The sequence below is a fragment of the Geomicrobium halophilum genome (assembly GCF_014207655.1).
In the GTDB taxonomy this organism is placed as follows: Bacteria; Bacillota; Bacilli; order Bacillales; family Marinococcaceae; genus Geomicrobium; species Geomicrobium halophilum.
In genome coordinates this window covers 403,114-428,225 of record NZ_JACHHJ010000003.1, presented here as the reverse complement: position 1 = coordinate 428,225, position 25,112 = coordinate 403,114, and the positions used below count along the sequence as shown (strand labels likewise).

The window sequence follows — 25,112 nt, the reverse complement described above, 5'->3', positions numbered from 1 at the left end:
CATTTGTCATCTATCGTTATCGTAGGAACACAGTGGGGGGACGAAGGTAAAGGAAAGATTACAGACTATCTATCTGAGAATGCGGAAGTGATTGCACGATATCAAGGCGGGAACAACGCAGGTCACACGATTAAGTTTGGCGGTGAGACGTATAAGCTGCATCTCGTGCCCTCTGGTATCTTTTCCGATGATAAAACCTGTGTGATCGGTAACGGGATGGTCATTGACCCAAAAGCCTTAGTAGAGGAATTAGAAGGTCTTCAGGCAAGAGGGATTGATACGTCCAATCTGCGAATTAGTAATCGTGCGCATGTTATTCTTCCATATCACATTAAACAGGATATTGTGGAGGAGGAAAGTAAAGGTGAAAGTAAGATCGGCACTACCAAGAAAGGCATTGGCCCTGCTTATATGGATAAGGCGGCCCGAGTTGGTATCCGCATCGCTGACCTTCTTGAAAAGGATGAGTTTGAGAATAAATTAGCCCGTAACCTCAAGGAAAAAAATCGCCTTTTGGAAAAAATTTATGAAACCGAAGGCTTTGAAGTGGAAGATATTCTTGAAGAATATTACGACTACGGACAGTGGCTTGCGCGCTATGTTTGTGACACTTCGGTCGTCTTAAATAATGCCATTGACCAGGGAAGGCGCGTGCTTTTTGAAGGTGCTCAGGGAGTCATGCTTGATATCGACCAAGGAACGTATCCATTCGTTACATCCTCTAACCCAATTGCCGGCGGGGTGACGATTGGTTCTGGTGTCGGTCCTTCTAAGATTCATCACGTCGTTGGCGTATCGAAAGCTTATACGACAAGAGTCGGAGACGGACCGTTCCCAAGCGAATTAAACGATGAAACGGGAGATCGGATTCGGGATATCGGCAAGGAATACGGGACGACCACAGGACGACCTCGCCGGGTCGGCTGGTTTGATTCCGTTGTTGTCCGTCACGCGCGCAGGGTGAGCGGCATTACTGACCTATCATTAAACTGCCTGGATGTGCTCTCCGGCCTGGATACGGTGAAAATTTGTACAGCATATGAGTACAGAGGAGAAAGAATTGAAGAATTTCCGGCAAGCTTGAACGTGCTTTCTGAATGTAAGCCGATTTATGAAGAAATGCCGGGATGGAAAGAAGACATTACCGGTGCCCGCCATCTTGGTGACTTACCACCGAACGCTCGCCACTATGCAGAGCGAATTGCACAACTTACCAATATCCCATTGTCGGTTTTCTCTGTGGGGCCTGATCGCACACAAACCAATGAAGTGCGTGGTGTATGGGGGCTATAAAAATACAAAACAAAGAGCTTCAATGGCAACGGGCCCATGAAGCTCTTTTTTGGGTTCAAATCTCAGGGGAATATTTTCGAAAAATTGATCTTTCTTCGTGCTGACTATAATATTAAGGTTTTATTTTATTCAGATACGGGGATAGATAAAAAACCCCTCAAATAAGGAGTCGTGCTATAATGAATTTTTTTATTAATGGAAAGTGGTCAGGCAGCGGCCTTGAAACCATCGATGTTACTAATCCTGCGACAGGGGATGTTATTGATACGGTTCCAAGAGGAAGTACAAATGAGGCAAATGAGGCTGCTACAGCCGCACATAAAGCACTTCAATCATGGTCAGGGTTGGCCGCTGCTGAAAGAAGCAATAAGCTTGAGAAGTGGTTCAACCTTATTAATGAAAATCATGAAGAGCTTGCACAAACAATGACAAAAGAGCAGGGCAAATCCATTCATGAGGCACGCGGAGAAATTACTTACGCAAATTCATTTATAAAATGGTATGCAGAAGAAGGTAAACGTGTATATGGAGAAACCATTCCGGCCTCAACACCGGACAAGCGTTTGTTTGTTACAAAACAACCGGTAGGAGTTGTCGCTGCGATTACTCCGTGGAACTTCCCGGCAGCTATGATTACACGTAAAGTGGCACCGGCTCTAGCAGTTGGGTGTACAACGATTATTAAGCCTGCCACACAGACCCCATTAACGGCACTGAAGTTAGCGGAGCTTTCCGTCAAGGCAGGAATTCCAGAAGGAGTTATTAATGTCGTAACTGGTGCTTCAAGTGAAATTTCTCAAGCTTGGCAAGAAGATACGCGCGTCCGCAAGCTTACCTTTACTGGATCAACAGAAGTTGGAAAGACGCTAATGAGTGGCGCTTCAGAGACAGTGAAGAAAATTTCCTTGGAACTTGGCGGGCATGCTCCGGTCGTTGTACTTGAAGATGCAGACATTGATAATGCAGTGCAGCAAGCAGTTGGTTCCAAGTTTAGGAACGGAGGACAGACATGCGTTTGTGCCAATCGTATTTATGTAGCTGAATCCATTGAGGAAGAATTTACGAATAAACTTAAGAAAGCCGTAGAAGAACTTAAGGTCGGCAACGGGTTGGATGAAGATACGGATATTGGTCCAATGATCGATGAGGACGCTGTTGATAAAGTGATTTCTCATATCGAAGATGCGAAAAGCCAAGGTGCCAAGGTTGTAACGGGTGGCGCGAAGAAAGACGGGTTATTCCTTACCCCTACGGTTGTGAGTGGTGTAACCGAAGATATGGCCTGCATGAATGAAGAAACCTTTGGTCCACTTGCGCCCATCTCAACGTTCAAAACAGAAGAAGAAGCGATCCATCGTGCCAATAACACGATTTATGGACTGGCTTCCTACTTGTTCACGCGTGATGTCTCCAAAGCCATTCGTCTTGCTGAGAAGCTTGAATATGGAATCGTTGGATTGAATGATGGGGGGCCGTCAACTGCACAAGCCCCCTTTGGAGGCTGGAAACAAAGCGGGATCGGCAGAGAGGGCGGCCATCACGGCATAGACGAGTTCTTGGAAACAAAATATATTTCGCTTAAAATCTAACATTTACTTCCCCATAGTTTTAAAAGAGCTATGGGGGTTTTCGTCCGTTTTCCAATAAGGGAGAGCCCCGTGGATGAAACGATTCATTCCACATTTAAAAGCTTTTCATAAAAATAAAAAGGGTACGGTTTCCCACTTCCTTCTTTTGATTTGCCGACATAATTGTAACCAAGACGTTCAAATAAGCGCTGAGTTTTCGTATTAAGCTCATATGTATCCACTTTCATCGCTTTCAATCCCTCTTCTTTGCATTTGGTTTCTGCAAACTGAATGAGCTCCTTTGCAACCCCTTTGTTTCGAATATAGGGATCTACTGCCAAACGGTGAAAGGTTCCTGCTTCTTCGTCTGGAAAAGACCACGTAACATATTGATAGGTATTTGCAATATCCTGATCAACCACAATAAAACCCATGAGCTGGCCGCTCTCCTCTTTTACGTAAAGGGATTGGTGATCGATGTCATTTGAAAAATGTACTCTTGTTGGGTAATCCGTGTTCCACTGATCGCTCCCTTCTGCGTTCATGACATGAATAGCCTTCTTCGCTATTTTCACTATTTGTTCTACATCTTCATGTTTAGCTTGTCGAATCATGCGGAATGCTCCTATCCATCAATCTATGTGTGCCAGTATATCGTGTTTAAGCTTACAATTCTAGCTTGCACCGACGAAGCGGCCAAAAGAAAACCTTTTGTTTTTTAGCATAATGAAGCAAGGGGGTTGTAGAAGGCAAGGATATTTGGTGAGAAGCGGCTAATGAATTTTTTGTGAAAACGGCATCTGCTGTCTGAAGCTGCCAGGGACGATGATGAATATCGAGTGAGTATAACTGCTTTTTATGACTTGTATACAATCGATAGCGTTCCGAAAGCCAGTATTCTAATGAATGTTTAGCGGCTGTAAAAACGGGGGATGTCGGTTGATAACTTGCTTCAAAACGGTTGTTCTCTCTCTGGCTATAATAGTAAATGTATCCTTTCTTTTTCTTTATCTTTATATGGGCATAATGGTAGGGGAGGTGAAAAAAGGAACGGGCCCCAAAGACGGTGAGCCAGTGGGAAGCATCCAGACTGAAAAAATATATTCCTGGTTGTCCTCTATATGTGACGTACGTTCTTACATTGATTTCAGGAAACGTTTGAACAAAAGGGATCGGTGGTAAAAGGCGGGCGCGTAAGTGAGTCAAATGAAAAGGGAGAATACCGATCCAAGCATTACCGTTATACGTATCCATTTCCAATGGCTCTGGAATTTTGCTTTGGAGAGAATCCGGAGAGAGAGGCCAATGGGCAAATAAAACCTCTTGCCATGTCTGTGTCATGAACCAGGGTCCTTTAGGGAGAGGGAAAGGCCGGTGTGAGGTATTCGTAAACATTTCCATTCCTCCTGTCTTTACTTGAGAAATTTCGCATTTCAGCATAGTTTTATGATTTACAAATCATAAAACTTCAATTCCCCCATTGCATTTCACTTCGGAACATGCTAAGATAAATTTTGTCTTTGGACATTCATGAGCCATTAGCTCAGATGGTAGAGCATCTGACTTTTAATCAGAGGGTCGGAGGTTCGAATCCTCCATGGCTCACCATTGCTTAAAGAAGAAGCAAGAAGGTCGAGGAAGCAAATGAGTAAGAGAGTGAGCGTACACCCGTACGCGATTCGAATGAGCGAATGTAGCTGACGAAGAGATTCGCCGCCATTACATCGATTTTCTAAAAGAAGCAAGAAGGTCGAGGAAGCAAATGAGTGAGAGAGTGAGCGTACACCCGTACGCGATTCGAATGAGCGAATGTAGCTGACGAAGAGATTCGCCGCTTATTTTAGAAAATAGGGGCCTGTGGTGTAGCGGTTAACATGCCTGCCTGTCACGCAGGAGATCGCGGGTTCGATTCCCGTCAGGCCCGCCATTTTATTTGGCTCGATAGCTCAGTCGGTAGAGCAGTAGACTGAAAATCTACGTGTCGGCGGTTCGATTCCGTCTCGAGCCACCACTCCTTATGATGGAGATATGGCTCGAACTTTCACATGATTAATTATCCACATATGCCTCGGAGTTTTTCCGAGGTTTTTTGCTATGTCAAAAAATATCGTAAATGATACTTTGCCGCTGAGCCTGTGTTACAATAAATATAACTATCTTGTGTGTTCAACGTTCGGTCATTTCGTCTATTTAGTCTGGGCGTTTTAACAACAGTATTGAGAAGTGATGAAACGGGGAGAGAAGACATGAACGAAAAAATTCTGGTTGTCGACGATGAGCAGCCAATTGCTGATATTCTCGAGTTTTCACTAAAAAAAGAAGGATTCCAAGTAGAGGTTGCGTATGATGGGAATGAAGCATTGGAGAAGACGAATGCCTTTGTTCCAGATGTGGTATTATTAGATATTATGCTGCCTTATAAAGATGGTATGGAAGTATGTCGGGAAATCCGTAAAAATTATGATATGCCCATTATTATGCTTACAGCCAAGGATTCAGAAATCGATAAGGTCTTGGGACTTGAACTTGGGGCGGATGATTATGTCACCAAACCGTTTAGCACTCGTGAATTACTCGCACGTGTCAAAGCAAATATCCGGAGATTGCAAGCCGTTCCGGACAATGATGGTCAAAACAGCGGTGTTTTGGAAATTGGGGGATTGACGATTGACCCAGATGCTTACCTTGTTCGTAAGCGCGGGGATCCCATTGAACTTACGCATCGGGAGTTTGAATTAATTCATTACTTGGGACGCCACATGGGACAAGTCATATCCAGAGAACACCTTTTACAATCGGTATGGGGATATGATTACTTTGGGGATGTACGCACTGTTGATGTAACCGTGCGGAGATTACGGGAAAAAGTAGAGGATAATCCGAGCTATCCTACCTGGATTGTCACAAGGAGAGGGGTCGGTTATTATTTGCGGCATCCCGAACATGATAAGTAATGATGAGAAAAGTTCTTGGTTTCTTCAGGTCCTTTCAGTTTAAATTAATTTTTATCTATGTGATGCTTTTGCTGATTGCACTGCAAATCATCGGTGTGATTTTTATGGATCAATTGGAAGACCAGTTTGTTAACAATCATCAAGAGGCACTTGCTGATCAGATGAACTTGCTTGAGTACAATGTGGGTCAAGTGCTCATGGAGGACCGGGATGATGAAGACAGCAATGAGATCAGTGAGGACCTGAATGATCTATTTCTAAGGTATGAAGTAAACTCGAATATAAATATTCAAGTTGTAGATACCCAACAAAATATACTTGCAAATAACCAATCGAGTTCTCAAGGCGTTGGCCAAGTTAATACAGAAATCATTGTGTCACAAGCATTGCTTGATAATGAAAACGATGAAATTATGCTCGATCAAGAGACGGGCGAGCGTATGCGTGTAATGGCGCAACCGGTAAGAGATGAGGAGGCAGATGAGGTGATCGGGGCGGTTTATATGGAAGCCTCGATGGAAGAGATCTATGATGAAATCGGTGAGATCAATAACATTCTTATGACTAGTGCAGCTGCTGCATTAATCATTACGGCGTTTATCGGTATCCTTTTATCGAGGACGATTACCCGCCCTGTCATGGATATGCAGAAGCAAGCAGCGGTTATGGGTAAAGGAGATTTCAGCCGTCGTGTTCGTGTCTACGGAAATGATGAAATCGGGGAACTTGCTTCCGCTTTTAATACGTTATCTATGAATTTAAAAGAAGCGAATGCTAGAACCGAAGGTGAGAGGAGAAAGTTAAGTTCTGTACTTTCACACATGACAGATGGGGTTATCGCGACCAATGAACTCGGACAAGTCATTCTTCTTAACCGGCAAGCAGAGCTATTGTTGTCGATGAGCAGTGAGGAAGCAATGGGGCAATCTCTCCCGGCTATACTTCAGCTGTCTGATCATTTGGCTCCAAGTGACTTATACGATTTATCAGAGTCAATGATTTTGGATTTTAGTGATGAACAAGGGGATTACTTACTAGAGGCTAGCTTTTCTGTTATTCGCAACGATGATGGTCCCGTTACCGGTTTGATTACGGTTCTTCATGATGTTACAGAACAGGAAAAGATGGACAGGGAAAGAAGAGAATTTGTATCGAACGTTTCTCATGAGCTACGTACGCCATTAACGACGTTGAAAAGCTACATGGAGGCTTTGGAAGATGGAGCCATCGTAGATCAAGATCTAGCCCCGCGTTTTCTAAAAGTGACACAAAACGAAACCGATAGAATGATCCGCCTAGTGAATGACTTACTCCAGCTTTCAAAAATGGATCGACAGGACCTTTATATTCAAACAAAGGATACTGATGTAACTCAATGGATGAATGAAGTCGTTGATCGATTTGATATGGTGGTTAAAGATAAAAATATCACGTTCACTCGTGACTTTTCAGAAATTCCGATACATGCGGTAATGGATCGTGACAAAATGACTCAGGTCGTGGACAATATCATTTCTAATGCCATTAAATACTCTCCTGAAGGCGGAACGGTAACTGTAGGATCACATATTGAAAATGGGGGAGCCCAAATCTATATTCAGGATGAAGGGATGGGGATCCCATTAAAAAATCAACATAAAATATTTGAACGTTTTTATCGTGTAGATAAGGCTCGGGCTCGTAATTTAGGCGGTACAGGATTAGGACTGGCGATTGCTAAGGAAATTGTTGTTGCTCATGGCGGTACGATCAACGTGTCTAGTGAATATCATCAAGGCACGCGGATAACTATTTTCCTGCCTTCCCATTTCAATCCTGAAGCAGGTGATCAGAGTGGTTGAACAAATTAAAACAGCTATTTTATCGCTTCTCATTATCGTCAGCTTGATCCTCACCTGGCAAGTATGGACGTACCAACCAGAGTTGGATCTGTTGGAAGGGGAGGGGTATGAAGAAAGTGAACCTCTCTCAGAGCCTGTTTCCATGGATGAGGTTATAGGCCCTGCAAATGTCACATTCCACAGAAATTATGAATATTGGATGACTCATGGATATGATCGCTTTATTATTGATGAGATGATGGATGAGCTCCTCTCTTCAGAATGGAGCGACTTTCAATTGCTAGAAGATGCCAGGCAACATCAGATTTATAATGGAAATGATGACATGATTGAATTCATATTTCCCACAGATATTCCTTTACAAGTTTTAGAACCCTCATTTGTAGAAGATGATGAGGAACTTATGGAGGAACTTTCGGGCACTTTCACATTTGAACGGGTGCTGATTTCTGACGAAGGGGGTAATCGTTTACGAATCCAACTTGTTTCTTTTAAGGATCAGCTCGTACTTGATGGGTACACTGACATGGATATCGAGCAATTCCAAGAAGAATTTATGATGCGGATGGAAGGTAGTCATGTTTACCAAGTATTTCAACAATATGTAGGGTCTACAAATGGGGGTCTATCTAAACCCGTGTATTTACCGATAGAATCTGTCACCCACCCTCGCTATCAATATTATTCTCAAGATATTGAAGGAGAGCAATTGATCAATTATTTATTTGCTTCTAGAGAATCGGTCATTGGCCCAGAGGAAGATGATGGTGGAGAGCTCTATAGAGCTAGCGATCGCCAGATGAGAATTAGTCGATATCAAAATCACCTTGAATTTATTCAACCTCAAACCCAGGGTTCGTCTACAAATAACGATTACCAGATTGTTTCTAATGCTTATAATTTCGTTAACGGACATGGGGGATTTACGGAGCAATTTCAACTTTATGATTGGGACCTTTCTCTTCAAGATGGAAATACGTTATTTCGAATGATGATGGACGGCCTGCCAGTACTTGAAACCAATGTAGGGCGTGATTATTCAGCTATCCAAGTAGAGCAAAAAAATGGAGAAATCTCCCATTATGAACGACCGGCCTTTTCACTCCATGAGGATCCAATTGCAACAGAAGACGTAGAATTACCCGATGGTGAGACGGTGTTGGCTGAGATTGAAGAACAAAATAATTTTGATTTAAGCGATATTCAGGATATTCGCGTCGGATATCAACTTCAAAGAGGAACATTTGCGATCTTTTCGCCTCATTGGTATGTAAAAAGGGATAACAATTGGTATTTACTAGAGAACGGTGACCAAGACCAGGAGGTTGACGCGAATGGATTGGAGTAAAACAAAAACCATCTTCATTTTTACATTTTTGTTATTAAATGTCTTCTTGAGTTATCAATTATTTGAGAAGGTGGAAAATGAACCGAGGAGTATGGAAGGAGAAGCTTCTTTAGAAGAAGGGATTGAACGAAGCAACATTGAAATCGAAGCTGAACTCCCGGACGATGATATTCCTCTTTTCGTTGTTTCGAGTACCATTTTAGAAAGTATCCCTGAAGAAATGGAAGACATGTATGATGATGAAATGTATAGTTCAATTGATGTAGAAGATGGTGAGGTTACGGTCTGGCTGGATGAACCTTTTGAAATTAGTGAAGATGAGCGCTGGCAGGACATACGGAATTTTATTGATAATAATGTTTATGAAGGAGAAGATTATCGCTACGCTTATACCGATGAGCTACAAATTGAGTATTATTGGCATCATCAAGGAAGAACGTTAATCGCTCCTGAATATACGCATCTATCCCTTTATGAAAATGAAGATGGAGATATTCAGTCTTTTTCACAGAGATTGGTTCATACTGAAAATAAGGAAGAACAATCTACCAATTCTGCTATGGAAGCGATTGAGCACTTAATTAGTGAAATTGACATTACTCCCAACTCCGCCGTTACCCATGTCGATCATGTTTATTATAGCGCATTGTTAGAGGAGGAATATGAAGGGCAGCAGGTGTTGTATGCTCCTTATTATCGGATTTGGGTAGAGGATCCAATGGATGATGAAGAAGATAGGTATGCAGATGTATATATGGTTGATGCGGTTGATGGGACGATCGTACAGATTCGCAGTTAAGGAAAAGTAGCAGGAGGAATGGTTCATGGGGATTGCTTTTAGTGTTTTAGCAAGCGGCAGTACGGGGAATGCCATGTATATTGAGACAAATCAAACCCGGCTATTAATCGATGCAGGGTTAAGTGGAAAGAAAATTGAAAAGATGTTTCAGCATATTGATCGGTCCCTGCATGATATTGACGGTTTACTTGTTAGCCATGAACATAGTGACCATGTAAAAGGTGTCGGTGTCCTAGCACGTAAGTATCAGTTGCCCATCTATGCCAATGAACGGACCTGGGACCGAATGTCAGGGGACATTGGACCCGTTGATTCCGGGCAGCGTTTTCATTTGGAAACTGGAACGGTTCAGACATTTTCTGATCTGGATGTAGAAACCTTTGGTGTTTCCCATGATGCTGCTGATCCAATGTTTTTTGTCTTTCATCATGAGAAAAGAAAGGTAGCACTAGCCACGGATATGGGCTATGTGAGTGAACGGATCAAAGGAACGATCGCCGGTGCGGATGCCCTAGTATTTGAATCGAATCATGATATGAATATGCTAAGGATGGGGCGTTATCCGTGGAATGTGAAACGAAGAATTCTTGGCGATACTGGCCATGTATCTAATGATGATGCTGCTAAAGCACTTCTATCGATTATTGGTGAACAGACCAAATTTGTCTATTTGGCCCATTTAAGCCAAGATAATAATTTGAAGGAACTGGCTAGGATGACCATAGAGCAAACCATGGAAGAGAATGATGTTGACAGTACTCACAACGGAATACAAATCCGTGATACAGACCCTTATTTACCTACTCCCATTCAAAAAGTATTATAGAAGGTGTTTAATAAGCGCAAAGAAAACTTCTTAAAAAAAGAAGGATATGATGTATGAAGTGACAAGCATATCTTGTGGTTTCTGCTAGAACAGTTACACTTATTATCCATATTGGACGTAATGAGTGAAAATGACAATAATAGGGTAGATTAAAATCTGAAGGTATGTACCGTCGGCTTACATAGCTAGACGATTTCTACATTTTTTGATTTAATTAAATTACTCGTCACGTTTTTTAAAGAAGTAAATTTATCAAAAGACGAGAAAGGTGGATGGAGAGTATGGGCTACTATGATGACCACTCAGGCAGTTCTAGGAAAGGAAATCAAGGGAACAGGCGCGGCCTGGGGTTCGCAGGCTTGATCGGTGGCATTATTGGAGCAGTGGTTGTACTTGTTGGCGTTAGTCTTTTTCCAATGGGTGACTTAACTGGTTCGGATGCACAAGAAACGGGCCAGGAAGGATCGACGGAAGATGATTTCTTTACTGCTGACCCAGAGCAGGTCGAGTTAGATATTAATACGGATGTAACTGAGGCAGTTGAAGGTGTTACAGATGCAGTAGTTGGGGTTTTTAACATACAGGAAGCAGGTTTTTGGGGTGGATCCCCTGAACCTGAGGTTGAAGATGAAGGGATAGAGGCTGGCACTGGATCCGGGGTGGTTTATAAGGTGGAAGATAATCGTGCTTATATTGTCACAAATGAGCATGTTGTTCAAGGTTCTGATCAATTGGAAGTCAGCCTAAGTGAAGGTGAGCGAGTGGATGCGGAACTCGTTGGCTCTGATTTATGGACAGATCTGGCCGTATTAACCATTTCTGCTGAACATGTTGATACCGTTGCAGACTTTGGGAATTCAGAGAATTTAAGTCCTGGAGAACCGGCAATCGCAATTGGAAACCCTCTAGGGCCTAGATTTGCCCGTACAGTGACACAAGGCATCATTAGTGCTACTGACCGCTCGATTCCTGTTGACCTAACCGGGGATGGAAACATTGATTGGAACGCAGAAGTTATCCAAACGGATGCCGCGATTAACCAGGGAAATAGCGGGGGGCCACTATTAAATAGTCAAGGCGATGTTATCGGAATCAATTCCATGGAAATCGCTCAAGGTGAAGGAATGGGATTTGCCATTCCAACTTCAGTTGTTTTACCTGTCATTGAAGATATTGAGAACTATGGAGAAGTGGAGAGACCAGAATTAGGTGTTCAAATTGGCTCATTAAGTGATATCCCAAGTTATCACTGGCAAGAAACGCTTAACTTACCATCGGATGTTACCGCTGGTGTATTTGTAACGAATGTGCTCACCGGTTCTGCAGCTGATGCAGGCGGTCTTCAAGAATATGATGTAATTGTAGGACTAGATGATGAGGAAATTGAATTTGGTCATGATCTACGTATGTACCTCTACACTGAAACCGGAGTTGGGGAGAATGTTGAGGTTTCCTTCTATCGTGACGGTGAATTGATGGAAACAACGATTGAGCTGGAGGAACAGGAAGATAGTATGTAGAGTCATACAAAAGGAATCCTCACTAAATAAGAGGATTCCTTTTTACGTCAGTTATCCACAATGACCAATGGCTTGAAATAAGCATATGGAAAAGAACTAACGAAAAAACTGTGAATATGTGGATAACTTCTGTGGATAAGGTGGTGGACAGTTGAATATTCAAATACTTGCTGTTGGAAAATGTAAGGAAAAATATTTGTTGAGAGGTATTGAAGAGTATGAAAAACGACTAAAAAATGATGTCAAATTTTCGATTAAAGAGGTAGCAGATGAACGCGCTCCCGAAGGTCGTAGTGACAAGGAAGCTATTCAGGTGATGCAGAAAGAGGGAAAACGATTGTTACAGCAAATGAATCCCCAAACTTATCTGATTGCATTGGATCGAAAAGGAAAAATGTTTAGTTCAGAAGAGATGGCCTCTCATATTGACAATCTGGCCGTACATGGTCGCAGCCATCTCACATTTATGATAGGCGGTTCCCTCGGCCTCAGTGATGAAATCTTACAGAGAGCGGATGTACGCTGGTCATTTTCTGCATTGACGTTCCCCCATCAGTTGATACGATTAATGGTAACGGAGCAAATTTATCGGTTTATACAAATTCAAAAAGGAACGCCTTACCATAAATAAACGAGTCAAGAGAGCTGGCATTTGGAGTTTACTTTTATGTATGGGAGATGTAGAAATTCCATTAGTGTCCCTTGACAGTTACATTGATGAATGTTGATTACTATAATATGAGAAAAGTAAGTCTGATCAACTGTTATTTTTTGGAAGATAGTTAAAAATTGCATTGTATGTTTTAACAGCAATGACAAGAATAGAAGAGTAATGTTTCACGTGGAACATGGGAGGGGAAAATATGAAAATGCCTCTACATAATGATTGGGCGAATCATTTGGGAGCAGAGTTTGATAAAGATTATTACAAGGAACTGCGGGCGTTTTTGAAGAAGGAATATACGGAAAGGCCTATTTACCCGAGTATGTATGATATTTTTAATGCCCTTCATTTGACTTCATATGAAAATACGAAAGTAATTATTTTAGGTCAAGATCCTTATCACGGACCCAACCAAGCCCATGGGCTCAGTTTTTCAGTGCAGCCAGGGGTGAAAACGCCCCCTTCTCTACAGAATATCTTTAAGGAGTTAGAGAGTGATATAGGTTGTGCCATACCAAAAAATGGAGATTTGCGGGGCTGGGCCCATCAGGGGGTTCTGCTGTTAAATACCGTATTGACCGTTCGTGCTCATGAAGCAGCCTCTCACAAGGGAAAAGGATGGGAAATCTTTACGGATCAAATCATAAAAACCATCAGTGCGAAAAAAGATCCTGTTGTTTTTATGTTATGGGGACGGCATGCGCAGGCAAAAGCGGCTATGATCGAAGATCATCATTGCTTAATCCGTTCCCCTCATCCAAGTCCATTTGCGGCACATAAAGGCTTTTTTGGGAGTCGCCCATTTACACGAGCAAACGACTTTTTACATATGAAAGGCTTGCAAACGATTGATTGGTGTAAAACAAGTATGAATTCCCAGCAGGACCATTAACTGCTGGGAACAATATTACTCCTGTTCAAGACCTCGTTCAATCATTTGGGTGATCTGGGGATCATCTGGCTTTGTTGAACTTTTAAAGCTTCCTAGAATTTCACCACTTCTGGAAATGATGAATTTTTCAAAGTTCCAATCAATTTGCCCGCCTGGATTGGTTTTGTCAATCAACCATTGGTAAAGGGGATGCTGAGCCTGGCCGCGTGCATGTACTTTATCGAACACTTCAAATTCTACACCATATTCTCCTTCGCAAAACGAGGCAATTTCTTCATTGCTGCCAGGTTCTTGGCCGCCGAAATCGTTGGATGGGAACGCTAATATCTCAAAACCGCGGTCGCGATATTCTTCATAAATGTCCTGCAATTGTTCATATTGCGGGGTGAATCCACATTCAGAAGCTACATTGACGATAAGCAGTACGTTACCGCGGTACTCCCCAAGACTGATTTCTTCTCCATTTGCTTTTGTTACATTCATTCTATATAAACCTGAATTTGTACTCATAATACAGATAACCTCCTTCTTTATATTAATAGAATACCCCGAACTGTGGATAAGCAAACATTGATTCATCATGTTTAACCATTGATAAGATAAAGGAAGATATAGAGTTGTATAACTATAGGAAACAACACTGAGGGTTGTGGATAAGATGTGGATACATAAGTTGTTATTTTTGACAGTCGGACTTTTCGTTGGTGGAATCTTTTCACTCCTAGGAGTACCCGCTGGTTGGCTGCTCGGAGCCTTATTGACAGGAATTTTTTTTGGGATATTTATTAGAGATTACGATTTTACAGGTTGGCCTTTCCAAATGGTACTCGCGCTCGTCGGTGCTAATATTGGAATTTTGATGGAAAGGGGTTTATTCCAGCAACTTGTACAATATCTTCTGCCATTATTAATTACGTTGCTGTTTACTTTGCTAGCTGGGTTATCGTTTGGGATTCTCCTTTCCCGTTGGACAGACTTAGATCAACGCACCGCTTTTTTTTGTACGATTCCTGGAGGTGCTTCAGAAGTGATCGCGTTATCCCGTGAATATGGAGCTGACCAGCGTATTGTCGCTGCTTTTCACACAGCCCGTATCACGATGTTTGTCCTCATGATTCCGTTTGGCATAGGAATGATTTATGGGCAGGGGAGTACTGATCCCAGTGCAATTCCACAGCTTCTGCCCACAGGGGTACAGGTTTCATTTTTTGTGATCGTGATTTTAGGTGCTTATCTGTTAAATCGCTTCATTAATTTTCCTGGCGGGATTTTGATTTATTCTATCGCCTTGGGGTTTATACTTAGCGAATTCATCATTCATATTGGTGAGGTACCAGGATATATTTCGGGAATAGGACAAGGACTTATAGGCGCAATGGTTGGAATTCGGTTTGAGCGCAGCACTCTTGTACGATTAAAATCCATAGGGACTGCGAGTGTAAAGATTCTCGGGTTGTATCTTCTTGGAAGCCTTGTTATTGCTGGGATATTTTTCTTGTTAACCCCCCTGTCTTATTTTACGAGTCTGTTAAGCACCGTCCCGGCTGGAGCAGCAGAAATGGCTTCAACCGCTTTTGCTCTGCAAATGGAACCGACCTTAGTTGCTAGTTTGCATATTATCCGTGTGGTTTCTATTTTTCTTGTTTTGCCTTTTTTATTGAAATGGTGGATAAATCGAACCGAATAAAACTTGTTTATGATATCCAAGCTACGGGAATGATGTTTACACAAATCATTGGGGGTGAAAGCATGATTAAAATTGATGATATGCAAATACCGGCTGAACGTTATGATAATGTGGAAAATGCACGTGAAGCTTTAAAAAAAGATGAAGTGATTGTCAAAGATAATGAAGGGATCTTTTGGATCGTAGATAATGAAAATTTTCCTAAAATCGAAGCCTATGGGTATGAACGTGTAGAACCGTCAGAATAAGTGAGGGAGGGCCTGTTAAGAGGCCCTTTATTTCTTGATAATTTACAAAAAAATATGATATTTTAAACAAAGGAGGTATCCATAATGTCAAAATTACAGTGGAACTTAGGTACGGTTTTTGCTGGCGGTCATGTGAATGATTCATCGTTCCAGTCATTTGTTAGTGAATTAAAAATTGATCTTAAAAAATTAAGGGAAAAAGTGGAAACATTATCAGAGGGCGATATCGATAACTTTACGTTTTCCTTTATCCAGCTTGAAGATCTTACAGCGCGTTTCCAGGAAGCGTCCGCTTTTACTACCTGCCTTGTAAGTGCCAATATCAAAGATCAAGAAGCCAAGCAATGGAGAGCCAATCTGAAACCAATACTTGGCCAACTGCAATCGATTGATACGGAACTTGAGGATCATCTTTTACATATGAAAGAAGAAGAATGGCAAAACCTCATGTCTCATCCTGATATGAAAGCACGATCCTTTCCTCTACATGAACGTAGACAAAAAGGTCGGGAAAAAATGGAGAAGACTTATGAACAGCTTGCAGAGGCATTAAGTCAAGATGGGTATCATGGTTGGAGTGATATGTACGATACATTGATCGCGCAAATGCGTATTACTAAAGATGACGAGACACTTTCTGTTGGGCAAGCCAATAACAAGAAAGGGAGCAGTGACCGTGCTGTGCGGAAAAAATGGGCAGCTGCTCTTGAAGAGAAGTGGGAAGATCATGAAGACTTGTTCGCGGAGGCCATCAATCATTTATCCGGGTTTCGGCTTGCCCTGTATGAAAAAAGAGGCTGGAGTGATCCATTAAAAGAACCGTTAATGATCAATCGCATGCAATCGGAAACGTTAGACGCGATGTGGGCAGCCATTGAAGAAGTTAAACCAATGCTTGTGATGTATTTACGTCGAAAAAAGGCGCTTCTTGGTATCGATAAACTACACATGCATGATATTTCAGCACCGATTGGGGATAACACGAAAGAAATCCCGTACGAAGAGGCAGCTCAGGATATTGAGGCTCATTTTCGTTCGTTTAGTCCGATCATGGCCGATTTTGCTCGAGAAGCCTTTGATAAAAACTGGATTGAAGCCGAGGATCGGGACCATAAACGTCCGGGAGGCTTTTGCACAACATTCCCGGTATCGGGTCAGAGCCGTATTTTTATGACGTATGATGGAACATCTGGGAATGTGCAGACGTTGGCTCATGAGCTGGGACATGCTTTTCATCAAAGGACAATGGAGGGCCTTCCATATTTTACAACCAGATACGCAATGAATGTTGCCGAAACGGCTTCCACATTCGCTGAGCAAATTATGGCTGATGCAGCTGTGAAAGAAGCTTCTTCCCGCGATGAAAAGATTAAGTTACTCGATACGAAAATTAACCGCAGTTGTGCCTTTTTCATGAATATTCATGCGCGTTTTTTATTTGAAAAACGTTTTTATGAAAGGCGGAAACAAGGATGGGTGAATCCAGATGAGTTGAAACATTTAATGGTCGAGAGTCAAAAAGAAGCTTATTGTGGAGAATTGGATGTGCATGATCCATACTTTTGGTCATCGAAGCTCCATTTTTTCATTACGCGAACCCCTTTTTACAATTTTCCTTATACATTTGGGTATTTGTTCAGCCTAGGGATTTACCAACGCTCCAAACAAAATCAAGAGGATTTCGAAACGGCCTATATTTCACTGCTCAAAGATTCGGCGGCAATGACCGTTGAAGAATTGGCCGAGCATCATTTAGGTGTGGATCTGACGAGAAAGGATTTTTGGCGTCAAGCTGCACAGCCGATTATTGAAGACATTGAGACATTCCTTGAACTAACAGAATAACGAATGAACAGGGCTGGTTAATAAAAACTGGCCTCGTTTTTTGGGAATTTATTGCAAAGATGCTAAAATAAAAGGGGATTGGAGATTAAGTGAGGAGGCTCTTCGATGCAAATATCAGGAGAGATGATTGTTGCAAAAATAAAACAGGAAACATTGAAACTCGAGAAGGCGGTTTCAAATCAGGAAAAAACTGAGACGATTCGGGAACATACACGCTTGGTACGTGCCTATAGCGAATTATTAGAAGAAGGAACCTCTTCTGTTAAGCCTACGGAAAATCCGAAAACTTTCACGCCCTCTCTCCAAGAGGAAAGTTCATTGGATCGCTCTGCATCGATTCATCAACCTCATGGTGAGCGGACAGCTTCCACTCACGGTAATTTGCTTGAATTTTAGGTTGAAGCATCCTTCAGTTATGATTCTCTATAGTAAGGAGTGACAGCAAATGGCAAAAACGATTCTCGTAATTGGTGCCGTTATGTCAGCACTTGCAGTTGCGATTGGCGCTTTTGGTGCCCATGGTCTAGAAGGTAGAGTAAGTGAACGAATGTTAGATAATTACCAAACGGGTGTGCAGTATCATATGTTTCATGCCCTCGGCATGATCGCAGTTGGGATTGTTGGAACGATAAGCGGTGGAAGTTCAATGGTAAGCTGGTCTGGATGGCTAATGCTGTTTGGGATCATTGTTTTCTCCGGAAGCCTTTATATAATGGCTTTAACAGGAATGACTTGGCTAGGAGCGATAACTCCTATTGGGGGTGTCTCTTTCATTGTTGGATGGATTTTATTAACGCTTGCAGTGATGAAAATGTAAAAAAATCCGGGGAAGTTCCCGGTGCTTTGTGATGTGATTCTCGTATGTAATAACTAAACCCTATTAGCATTCTTTTTATATTTTTAAGGGACCCTATCGGAATCCAATAAAAATTCTCCCGGACGCTCAGTCAGAGGTGCTTATCAGAAACGATTAAAAGAGTGCGTCCATACCAAAGTGAACAGCGATGCCAAGAGCCACGGACCAAATAGCAAGACTAATGGTCATCCATATCGATACATAGGCGCGGTTCCCCCCAAATGTGCAAGCCATCAAAGCTGTGATATGACTGCTGAGAATACCTGTGCCAATTATGGTGAGGCCGGGGAGTCCGTATTTATCCCAAATTTTCCGTGCTTTTTGCCTGCGTTTGCTTATAAACGTATCATCCTCATCGGAATCAGCAGCAGAAGCGGGGGCCTCTGTTGTTTTGTCATGGCTTTCCGCTTGTTCTGTTTCCATCATTTCATCTTCAACCGCATTTGGCACTAATTCTTTTTGTTTTTGCCGGTTGTAATTTATGTTTCGTATTTTATCTACGAGGAGAATAAGCAAGAGTACAGTGGTCAGATTGCCCAGAAAGCCTACAATAATAATAGGAATCGTAGGTAAGCCCACAACAATCCCCAATGGAATAGCTGTCATATACTCGAGTAATGGGATGGCTGCTACCAGGAATGCAATAATAAGATAAAGGATGTAGTCGATGCTTCTCACCTGCTTCTATCATTATGGATTTTCATTGTACTCTACTTCCCCGAGCAGATAAGCAATTATAAGCCCGGCAAAAGCAGCTAATAGGGAGGCAATAAGCCCGCCGGCACCGGGTGGAATGCCTGGAAAAACAACAAACACTGATCCAATCACCATTCCAATGACGGCTGCATACGTTCCTACTGGAAATTTTTCCAGAAAGAAATGAACAATTTTGCTCGTGATGAGTACTCCAACTCCGATTCCTGCAATTAACGTGAGTAAAATCGGAAGATGAACACTTTTTAATGCATTAATGATGGTTTCATAATAACCGAACACTAATAATATAAAAGAACCGCTTAAACCTGGAAGGATCATCGCTGAACTTGCAACCCAGCCAAGGAAAAATATGGCGATATAATCACTGCTGTCCATGGACCCAATAATACTAGCATTTTCCGGTTCCTGCATCCACCCTACCCATACAATAAAGACTAAGAATATAAATAACACTAAATAATGATTACCTGTAAATGAACGCCTATAGTTGATTTTTTTAAGTAGGAAAGGAACGATACCTATGATTAAACCAAGAAAAAAGAAAAATAGTTGGTTTGGGTAAGTGTCAAGCAGCCAATCCAGCACCCGAGCGATTGAAAATACCGCTACAAATATGCCACTTACCAGTGGGATAAGGAAAGCCAAGCTTTTTTTCCATTCTCTTGTTGATAATCCATTAATAGACGCGATCAAACGCTCATATATCCCTAAAACAATGGCGATCGTACCGCTGCTCACCCCGGGAACTGTTTCAACGCCTCCCATAATTAGGCCGCGCCAAAGGTTATTCAAATCCATCCATTTCCCCATATGTATAAATCCTCCTAGTATTCACGCAGCTTCCACCGTTATACCACGAGGACGCCAAAAAATCTATAGAAGAATGACGAAGACAAGATAGAAAAGTGCAGATGTTAACGGTTTTTGATGAACTCGTCCATCTACACTTTTGTGAATGGTTCATTATTCTTGATAAAAGGCCCGGTTTAATTCGATGTATTGTGCTTCTTCTTCAGGCACTTCATCGTCTGGATAAATGGCCTCTACTGGACACACAGGTTCGCATGCACCGCAATCTATACAGATATCCGGGTCAATGTAGAACATGTCCTTTCCTTCTTCGATACAATCGACTGGACAAACTTCTACACAAGAACCGTTTTTTTCATCTTTACAGGGTGACGTAATGACGAATGGCATCTTGATCTCACCTCCCTATATTGATTATAACGGAAGATGGAATGCAGTTAAAACACTTCATCCCCATTATTCGAATAGAAATCTTGAATTATTTTGGCAACTCAAGTAAGAATATTTTATATTGTAACATATGTGGGGCGTGAAAAGTAAAAACGACAATGAAGCAGGGCTTGCTTTTAGAGCCAATCAAATATAGAAAATCGCTATATCCTATCGGTATTGACGGTCTTCTTAGCTGAACACTCCCTGCTTTGAATACTGCATACGATGCAAGTGCTGATATCGGCCATTGAATCTCAGTAATTCTTCATGAGTTCCTTGTTCAACGACGCGTCCTTCATCAAGGACGATGATATGATCGGCATTTTGAATCGTTGATAGACGGTGGGCGATCACAAGTGCCGTACGGTCTTGTAACAATTGTGCCAATCCGGCTTGAATTGCTTTTTCAGCCTCGGTGTCAAGGGCGGAAGTTGCTTCATCGAGCAAGATGATCTTCGGATCTTTTAACAAGGCCCGGGCGATAGAAATTCTTTGTTTTTGCCCCCCGGAAAGTTTCACGCCTCGTTCACCGACCATGGAATCGTATCCGTCTGGAAGTTCCTTGATAAAGCCTTCCGCATGTGCGATTTGCGCGGCTGTTTTGATTTCATTCATACATGCATTTGCTTGGCCGTAGGCGATATTGTCACGAATGGTGCCATTAACCAGTACGACGTCTTGGCTGACGACCCCGATTTGTGAGCGGAGCGAAGAGAGGGTAACCTCATCAATCGGTGTACCATCGATCGTAATCGAGCCTTCTCCAGGGTCATAAAAGCGAGTAAGCAACTGTGTAATCGTTGTTTTTCCTGAACCGGAGGGGCCGACGAGAGCGGTTGTTTTTCCGCCTTGAAAACGAACATCAATATGCTTCAGTACATTTGTCTCCTCGTAAGCGAAAGTTACGTCATGAAATGTGATTTCTCCGTGCTTAATGGACAAAGTCTTCGCGCTTGGCGGATCTTGAATTGCTGGCCTCGTTTCTAAAATCGCCATAATTCGATCATAGGCAGCGGCCGCTTGCTGGATGGTGTTCATCAATCGGCTCACCCGCCTAATCGGGTTTTGCAAAAGGCGTAAATAAACCAGAAATGTAGCGATCATCCCGACTGTCATGTTTCCTTCCATCGTTTGCAGGGCCCCGAAGACAACCACTGCCCCCATGCCGATATAATTCACAAAGTTTACCATTGGGCCAAACAGGGAGAAGTTTTTCGCAGCATCGATATTTGCATGTCGGTTCGTTTCATTGCGCTCGGAAAATCGCTCTGCTTCATAATCTTCCATCGCAAATGACTTTACAAGTCGAACACCAGAAAACGTATCTTGCAAGTGATTATTCATGTCAGCTAGACTCCCCTGAACTTTTAAATAAGCCTTGCGGATACGCTTGCCAAAATAACGAGTAAGGTAAAAAAGAAGCGGAAACGTCACTAAGATAAGCGTAGCTAGCTGCCAATTGACGTAAAACATATACGTCGATATGGCAATGAAGATGAAGATATCTGTAAGTAAATTTAAAAGTCCGGAAGAAAGCAATTGCTGTAACATATTGACATCATTCGTCATTCTGGACATCAAATCTCCGGTACGATTACGATCAAAAAAAGAAACATCTGCATGTTGCATATGCTTGTACAGGTCATTTCGCAGCTCATAAAGGGCGCGTTGACCAACGATGGCCATGAGGTAGCTTCCTGTAAATTGAAAACCCACGAGTAAAATCGCCCCACCAATAACACCTGCGAAAATCCAACCGAGCATGTCCAGCTGTTGCTCAGGAATGACTATGTCAATCGTGAATTGAATGAATTGGGGGATCGCGAACTCAATGAGAGCGACGAACAATACAGCGATCATCGCTATAATGATTAAGCGCCACTGCGGGCGCACTCGAGAAAATAAGTCAGCAAACATCTGACGTACGCTCTGTTTTCGTGGTTTCTCTTCTAAAGAAGGATTCCCTCGCATTTGGCACCTCCTCAAAACGTAGGATGTGCATTTTCATATCGTTTTAAAGGGTATCGAAAAAGAAGTTGATTTGTAAAGCAAAAAAAAAGAGCAGGGTCTTTGCTATGGACCGCAAAGATTGCTCCTTAAGCATTGATTAACGAGGTGAATATTGTGCCAGCTGCTGTTCGCCTCCTTCGTTAGCGAACGGATATTCATAATCAAGGGGTTCGTCAAAGGTTACATAATTAAGATACACCATAAGCAACAGGTAACGCCTGCCGGTATCATCATCTACAATGATGATATGATCACGCCCGGCTGCTTCCAATCTGCCTTCGAATACTTGTGATTGCTGGTTTCCACCGTTTTCAAATGTCATATATACCCTTGCTGTCTTACCTAAATTCAAGCGCAAAATATTTTCAATGTACGATTGTTCAACTGGTAGTTCTCCATTATCAGGCCAAGGGAACTGCTGTTGTTGTTGCTGCTGTTGCTGCTGATTATTAGGCTCCTGTCTCATTAGATGCTCCTGTTCTTGGGGAGTGAACGTTGGTGCATACTGTTGGGGGTAGTAGGGATAGTACCCATACCATGGATTTCCGTACACGTAATTTCCTCCTCTTTTTTATACTTAATTTTCATTGCATTTCAGGGCATTCTTCCGGTAATGGCTCATAGAAACAATGCGCTTTATAGCGACCAATCAGAGGTTGACCGAACCAGTCAGGCTCGCATGCCCCAGGCGGTCTAAAAAACCAAAGGGATCGTTGCGCCGGATGAAAACGTTCTCCCTGTATCAGTCTGCGAGCGAGTTGGATTTCATTATCTCGTGCTCGTTGGTAAAAGTAGCCTTTCTGGACAGCTTCAAATCCTCCGGGTGATTGAAATGTCATCTGTTCAACGGTACGAATATCTTCGAAATCCGAACAGTTAAAACGAACACGATTGACCGCCGTAGTGCCGGCATTGAGCATTCCCAACTTGCCATCACCTTCCGCTTCTGCCCGAATTAAACGGGCAAGCATTCGCACATCCTGCTCTGTAGCTTGTATGACAGCCATGGATGGCCACCTCCAAATCGTCGTCTTTATCATGTCCTCTCTTCACGCATTACTACATGGTATGAGTCTCGAAATGAGATATGTATTATTTTTTCTTCACAGGAATGCGTGCTTGTTTAAACCGTACTCCATACGGATATAGTAAACTAAATCGATGGAAAGGCGGGTTCACATGCCGTGGAATATGAACGACTACCCATCTTCATTAAAAAATCTTGATCAAGCTGTTCGAAAAAAAGCCATCGAAGTTGGCAATGCCATGCTTGCCGATGGCCATGACGAAGGAAGAGCGATCCCGATTGCTACGCAGCAAGCGAAGGAATGGTATGAGAACGCAAGCGAAAAAGAGATTCAGGAATTTTTGAGAGAAGGAGACACAGAGGGGGAAGGAGACGAGAGCAGCCGGCCGGAACTGCTTGATCGTCCACAGTTCGTAACACCTCATCAAGACGGTGGTTGGGCGGTACAAGCCGAGGGAGCCTTTCAGGCTTCCGATGTTTTTGACAATAAAAAAGAAGCGGTCAAGCGGGGGCGTGAAATTGCTCGCAATAAAGGTACACAACTCATTATTCACCGTCAGGATCACAGTGTAGAAGAAACGCAGAATTATGAACGGTAGGGAGAGCGCTTTTGATCAGATGTTTAAACCGTCGAGGAAGTATCGATGGTTCCACTGGGCTACAACGATGTCTCGTGTCGGCTAAGCAACTGAACATTAGCCGGCCACGGGACATGGACGGTTTATGGTTTTTATAATCAATGAAGAAAACTACAGATTTGACACTCCCACGATTGCATCCGTGGGTTATTCGCCTAACTACTGAACATCCAACGGAGAATAGCTGGAATGCAATGAGAAAGCGATTACATATAGTGAATATTTTTATTTATTGCATTTATTCATGGACACTTGTTCACGGAGAAACTTTGCCGTGTAGTCTACAAGGTCTGGTTGAAACAACAATGTAGTCTTAGAAGTTCCTATCTTACGTACACTGATAGTATGTTTCGATTCAAAGCCTTCGCCTATGTTGGGAAATGCCTCTTCATCATAATCAATTTCGCTATATGTTCTCCACACCTTTTTCCCATTTTCAAATATCGGACTTGCTCTTGTAAAGGTGTCAATGACACCCGATCGATGTTCTCCAAGGTGCATTGATGTATTCGTATCGTATTCGGTTCCTAACATTAAAACATGCCCACCGAGTTCATATATGCTAGCCAATGGAGAATTTTCTCCAAGTCCATTCTTTAAAGAGTGATGATCAATGATCGTGTCACGATGTTTGCCCCAAGCCGCAAAGGAATGAACGGGGTGATAGCTTCGTTTTACATCAGGAAATGATCGGAAAGTTTCTGCAACACTTCCCATGGCCAGTGTTGGGGTTATATTCGGATCAAATGCTGGCATTTCTTCCCTTACCGTTGTCACCCAAGATTTAGGAATGGATGGATTGCCCCACTCTTTTGGGTCAGAGACATTCGCACTGTGTGTTGGCATCACAAGCGTTCCATTTGCGGTAATAACATCTTGTATAGATTGGATAACTGCTACGGGCCCCCCACATACCCAGCCGAGGGCACTCATAGAGGAGTGAACAATTACTATCATTCCCTCTTTCAAACCTAAATCTATTAGGCTATTGGACAATGAAGTACGCGTTTGCGGTGATAAAGATGCTTGAATGACTTTTTCTTCAGACATTATCTTTTCCTTTCTAAATAGAATATTAATAACTATTATACTAGAAAAAAAGGCCGATTCTTATTCCCTTAGAAACGAGCCAGGCAC

26 protein-coding genes and 3 tRNA genes are annotated in these 25,112 nt (G+C 42.5%); 19 read left to right on the top strand and 10 right to left on the bottom strand.

All coding sequences use genetic code 11. The annotated features are described in order from the left end of the window. Positions 1-3 precede the first annotated feature (3 nt). Together HNR44_RS12505 and HNR44_RS12500 are read left to right on the top strand one after the other, a co-directional pair. The gene (locus tag HNR44_RS12505; RefSeq protein WP_184404627.1) at positions 4-1,293 is read left to right on the top strand and encodes an adenylosuccinate synthase; all 1,290 of its coding nucleotides are present in this window, start codon (positions 4-6) and stop codon (positions 1,291-1,293) included. A 179-nt stretch (positions 1,294-1,472) separates the two neighbouring features. After that, entirely contained in the window at positions 1,473-2,882 is a 1,410-nt protein-coding gene (locus HNR44_RS12500) for an NAD-dependent succinate-semialdehyde dehydrogenase (RefSeq protein ID WP_184404626.1), read from the top strand. 83 nt (positions 2,883-2,965) lie between these two features. Here HNR44_RS12500 and HNR44_RS12495 read toward each other — a convergent pair whose 3' ends face one another. Beyond that, on the bottom strand, positions 2,966-3,475 hold the full coding sequence (locus tag HNR44_RS12495; RefSeq protein ID WP_184404625.1) for a GNAT family N-acetyltransferase: 510 nt from the start codon (positions 3,473-3,475) through the stop codon (positions 2,966-2,968). A 52-nt stretch (positions 3,476-3,527) separates the two neighbouring features. Beyond that, positions 3,528-4,256: a YqjF family protein gene (locus HNR44_RS12490; protein ID WP_184404624.1), complete on the bottom strand. Its 729-nt coding sequence runs from the start codon at positions 4,254-4,256 to the stop codon at positions 3,528-3,530. A gap of 137 nt (positions 4,257-4,393) precedes the next feature. On the opposite strand from HNR44_RS12490, the gene HNR44_RS12485 reads away from it, so the two are divergent. The 11 genes from HNR44_RS12485 to HNR44_RS12435 all read left to right on the top strand — a co-directional run bounded on the left by HNR44_RS12485 (position 4,394) and on the right by HNR44_RS12435 (position 13,705). After that, positions 4,394-4,469, top strand: a tRNA-Lys gene (locus HNR44_RS12485). Positions 4,470-4,712: 243 nt separating this feature from the next. Then, positions 4,713-4,788 (top strand) — tRNA-Asp (locus HNR44_RS12480). 8 nt (positions 4,789-4,796) lie between these two features. Then, positions 4,797-4,872, top strand: a tRNA-Phe gene (locus HNR44_RS12475). 235 nt (positions 4,873-5,107) lie between these two features. After that, positions 5,108-5,815, top strand: coding sequence for a response regulator YycF (gene yycF / locus HNR44_RS12470; protein WP_184404623.1), 708 nt, complete (start codon positions 5,108-5,110; stop codon positions 5,813-5,815). Then, on the top strand, positions 5,815-7,656 hold the full coding sequence (walK, locus tag HNR44_RS12465; RefSeq protein WP_343069492.1) for a cell wall metabolism sensor histidine kinase WalK: 1,842 nt from the start codon (positions 5,815-5,817) through the stop codon (positions 7,654-7,656). The genes yycF and walK overlap by 1 nt, the downstream gene beginning before the upstream one ends. Then, positions 7,649-9,004 (top strand): two-component system activity regulator YycH, encoded by a 1,356-nt coding sequence (locus HNR44_RS12460; RefSeq protein WP_184404622.1) that lies wholly within the window; start codon positions 7,649-7,651, stop codon positions 9,002-9,004. Before walK ends, HNR44_RS12460 begins: the two co-directional genes overlap by 8 nt. Continuing rightward, entirely contained in the window at positions 8,991-9,803 is an 813-nt protein-coding gene (yycI, locus tag HNR44_RS12455) for a two-component system regulatory protein YycI (RefSeq protein WP_184404621.1), read from the top strand. The genes HNR44_RS12460 and yycI overlap by 14 nt, the downstream gene beginning before the upstream one ends. 25 nt (positions 9,804-9,828) lie before the next feature. Beyond that, positions 9,829-10,629: an MBL fold metallo-hydrolase gene (locus tag HNR44_RS12450; RefSeq protein ID WP_184404620.1), complete on the top strand. Its 801-nt coding sequence runs from the start codon at positions 9,829-9,831 to the stop codon at positions 10,627-10,629. Positions 10,630-10,910: 281 nt separating this feature from the next. Next, on the top strand, positions 10,911-12,149 hold the full coding sequence (locus tag HNR44_RS12445; protein WP_184404619.1) for a S1C family serine protease: 1,239 nt from the start codon (positions 10,911-10,913) through the stop codon (positions 12,147-12,149). 151 nt (positions 12,150-12,300) lie between these two features. Continuing rightward, positions 12,301-12,780, top strand: a complete 480-nt coding sequence (gene rlmH, locus HNR44_RS12440; RefSeq protein WP_184404618.1) for a 23S rRNA (pseudouridine(1915)-N(3))-methyltransferase RlmH — start codon at positions 12,301-12,303, stop codon at positions 12,778-12,780. Between the two features lie 232 nt (positions 12,781-13,012). Then, positions 13,013-13,705, top strand: a complete 693-nt coding sequence (locus HNR44_RS12435) for a uracil-DNA glycosylase (RefSeq protein ID WP_184404617.1) — start codon at positions 13,013-13,015, stop codon at positions 13,703-13,705. Between the two features lie 15 nt (positions 13,706-13,720). On the opposite strand, the gene HNR44_RS12430 is transcribed toward HNR44_RS12435, so the two are convergent. Further along, positions 13,721-14,215 (bottom strand): glutathione peroxidase, encoded by a 495-nt coding sequence (locus HNR44_RS12430; RefSeq protein ID WP_184404616.1) that lies wholly within the window; start codon positions 14,213-14,215, stop codon positions 13,721-13,723. A 148-nt stretch (positions 14,216-14,363) separates the two neighbouring features. On the opposite strand from HNR44_RS12430, the gene HNR44_RS12425 reads away from it, so the two are divergent. The 5 genes from HNR44_RS12425 to HNR44_RS12405 all read left to right on the top strand — a co-directional run bounded on the left by HNR44_RS12425 (position 14,364) and on the right by HNR44_RS12405 (position 18,302). Next, positions 14,364-15,392: an AbrB family transcriptional regulator gene (locus HNR44_RS12425; protein ID WP_184404615.1), complete on the top strand. Its 1,029-nt coding sequence runs from the start codon at positions 14,364-14,366 to the stop codon at positions 15,390-15,392. 62 nt (positions 15,393-15,454) lie between these two features. Beyond that, positions 15,455-15,640, top strand: a complete 186-nt coding sequence (locus HNR44_RS12420; protein ID WP_184404614.1) for a hypothetical protein — start codon at positions 15,455-15,457, stop codon at positions 15,638-15,640. A gap of 84 nt (positions 15,641-15,724) precedes the next feature. Continuing rightward, on the top strand, positions 15,725-17,485 hold the full coding sequence (locus HNR44_RS12415) for a M3 family oligoendopeptidase (protein ID WP_184404613.1): 1,761 nt from the start codon (positions 15,725-15,727) through the stop codon (positions 17,483-17,485). Positions 17,486-17,590: 105 nt separating this feature from the next. Then, complete coding sequence (locus HNR44_RS12410; protein ID WP_184404612.1) at positions 17,591-17,881, top strand: DUF5327 family protein; 291 nt, start codon at positions 17,591-17,593, stop codon at positions 17,879-17,881. Between the two features lie 49 nt (positions 17,882-17,930). Continuing rightward, entirely contained in the window at positions 17,931-18,302 is a 372-nt protein-coding gene (locus HNR44_RS12405; protein ID WP_184404611.1) for a DUF423 domain-containing protein, read from the top strand. A gap of 153 nt (positions 18,303-18,455) precedes the next feature. Here the strand turns inward: HNR44_RS12405 and HNR44_RS12400 are convergent, their stop codons facing one another. The 6 genes from HNR44_RS12400 to HNR44_RS12375 form a co-directional block, all read right to left on the bottom strand. Further along, positions 18,456-19,019, bottom strand: a complete 564-nt coding sequence (locus tag HNR44_RS12400) for a DNA-binding protein (protein WP_184404610.1) — start codon at positions 19,017-19,019, stop codon at positions 18,456-18,458. A 12-nt stretch (positions 19,020-19,031) separates the two neighbouring features. Further along, on the bottom strand, positions 19,032-19,868 hold the full coding sequence (locus HNR44_RS12395; RefSeq protein WP_184404609.1) for a DUF368 domain-containing protein: 837 nt from the start codon (positions 19,866-19,868) through the stop codon (positions 19,032-19,034). A 153-nt stretch (positions 19,869-20,021) separates the two neighbouring features. Then, positions 20,022-20,258, bottom strand: coding sequence for a ferredoxin family protein (locus HNR44_RS12390; protein ID WP_184404608.1), 237 nt, complete (start codon positions 20,256-20,258; stop codon positions 20,022-20,024). Positions 20,259-20,489: 231 nt separating this feature from the next. Continuing rightward, entirely contained in the window at positions 20,490-22,271 is a 1,782-nt protein-coding gene (locus tag HNR44_RS12385; protein ID WP_184404607.1) for an ABC transporter ATP-binding protein, read from the bottom strand. Positions 22,272-22,407: 136 nt separating this feature from the next. Next, on the bottom strand, positions 22,408-22,863 hold the full coding sequence (gene gerQ / locus HNR44_RS12380) for a spore coat protein GerQ (protein WP_343069490.1): 456 nt from the start codon (positions 22,861-22,863) through the stop codon (positions 22,408-22,410). A gap of 31 nt (positions 22,864-22,894) precedes the next feature. After that, positions 22,895-23,317, bottom strand: coding sequence for a cell wall hydrolase (locus HNR44_RS12375; protein ID WP_184404606.1), 423 nt, complete (start codon positions 23,315-23,317; stop codon positions 22,895-22,897). Positions 23,318-23,489: 172 nt separating this feature from the next. On the opposite strand from HNR44_RS12375, the gene HNR44_RS12370 reads away from it, so the two are divergent. Continuing rightward, positions 23,490-23,936 (top strand): DUF2188 domain-containing protein, encoded by a 447-nt coding sequence (locus tag HNR44_RS12370; protein ID WP_184404605.1) that lies wholly within the window; start codon positions 23,490-23,492, stop codon positions 23,934-23,936. A 264-nt stretch (positions 23,937-24,200) separates the two neighbouring features. On the opposite strand, the gene HNR44_RS12365 is transcribed toward HNR44_RS12370, so the two are convergent. Continuing rightward, positions 24,201-25,025, bottom strand: a complete 825-nt coding sequence (locus HNR44_RS12365; protein ID WP_184404604.1) for an AAC(3) family N-acetyltransferase — start codon at positions 25,023-25,025, stop codon at positions 24,201-24,203. Positions 25,026-25,112 lie beyond the last annotated feature (87 nt).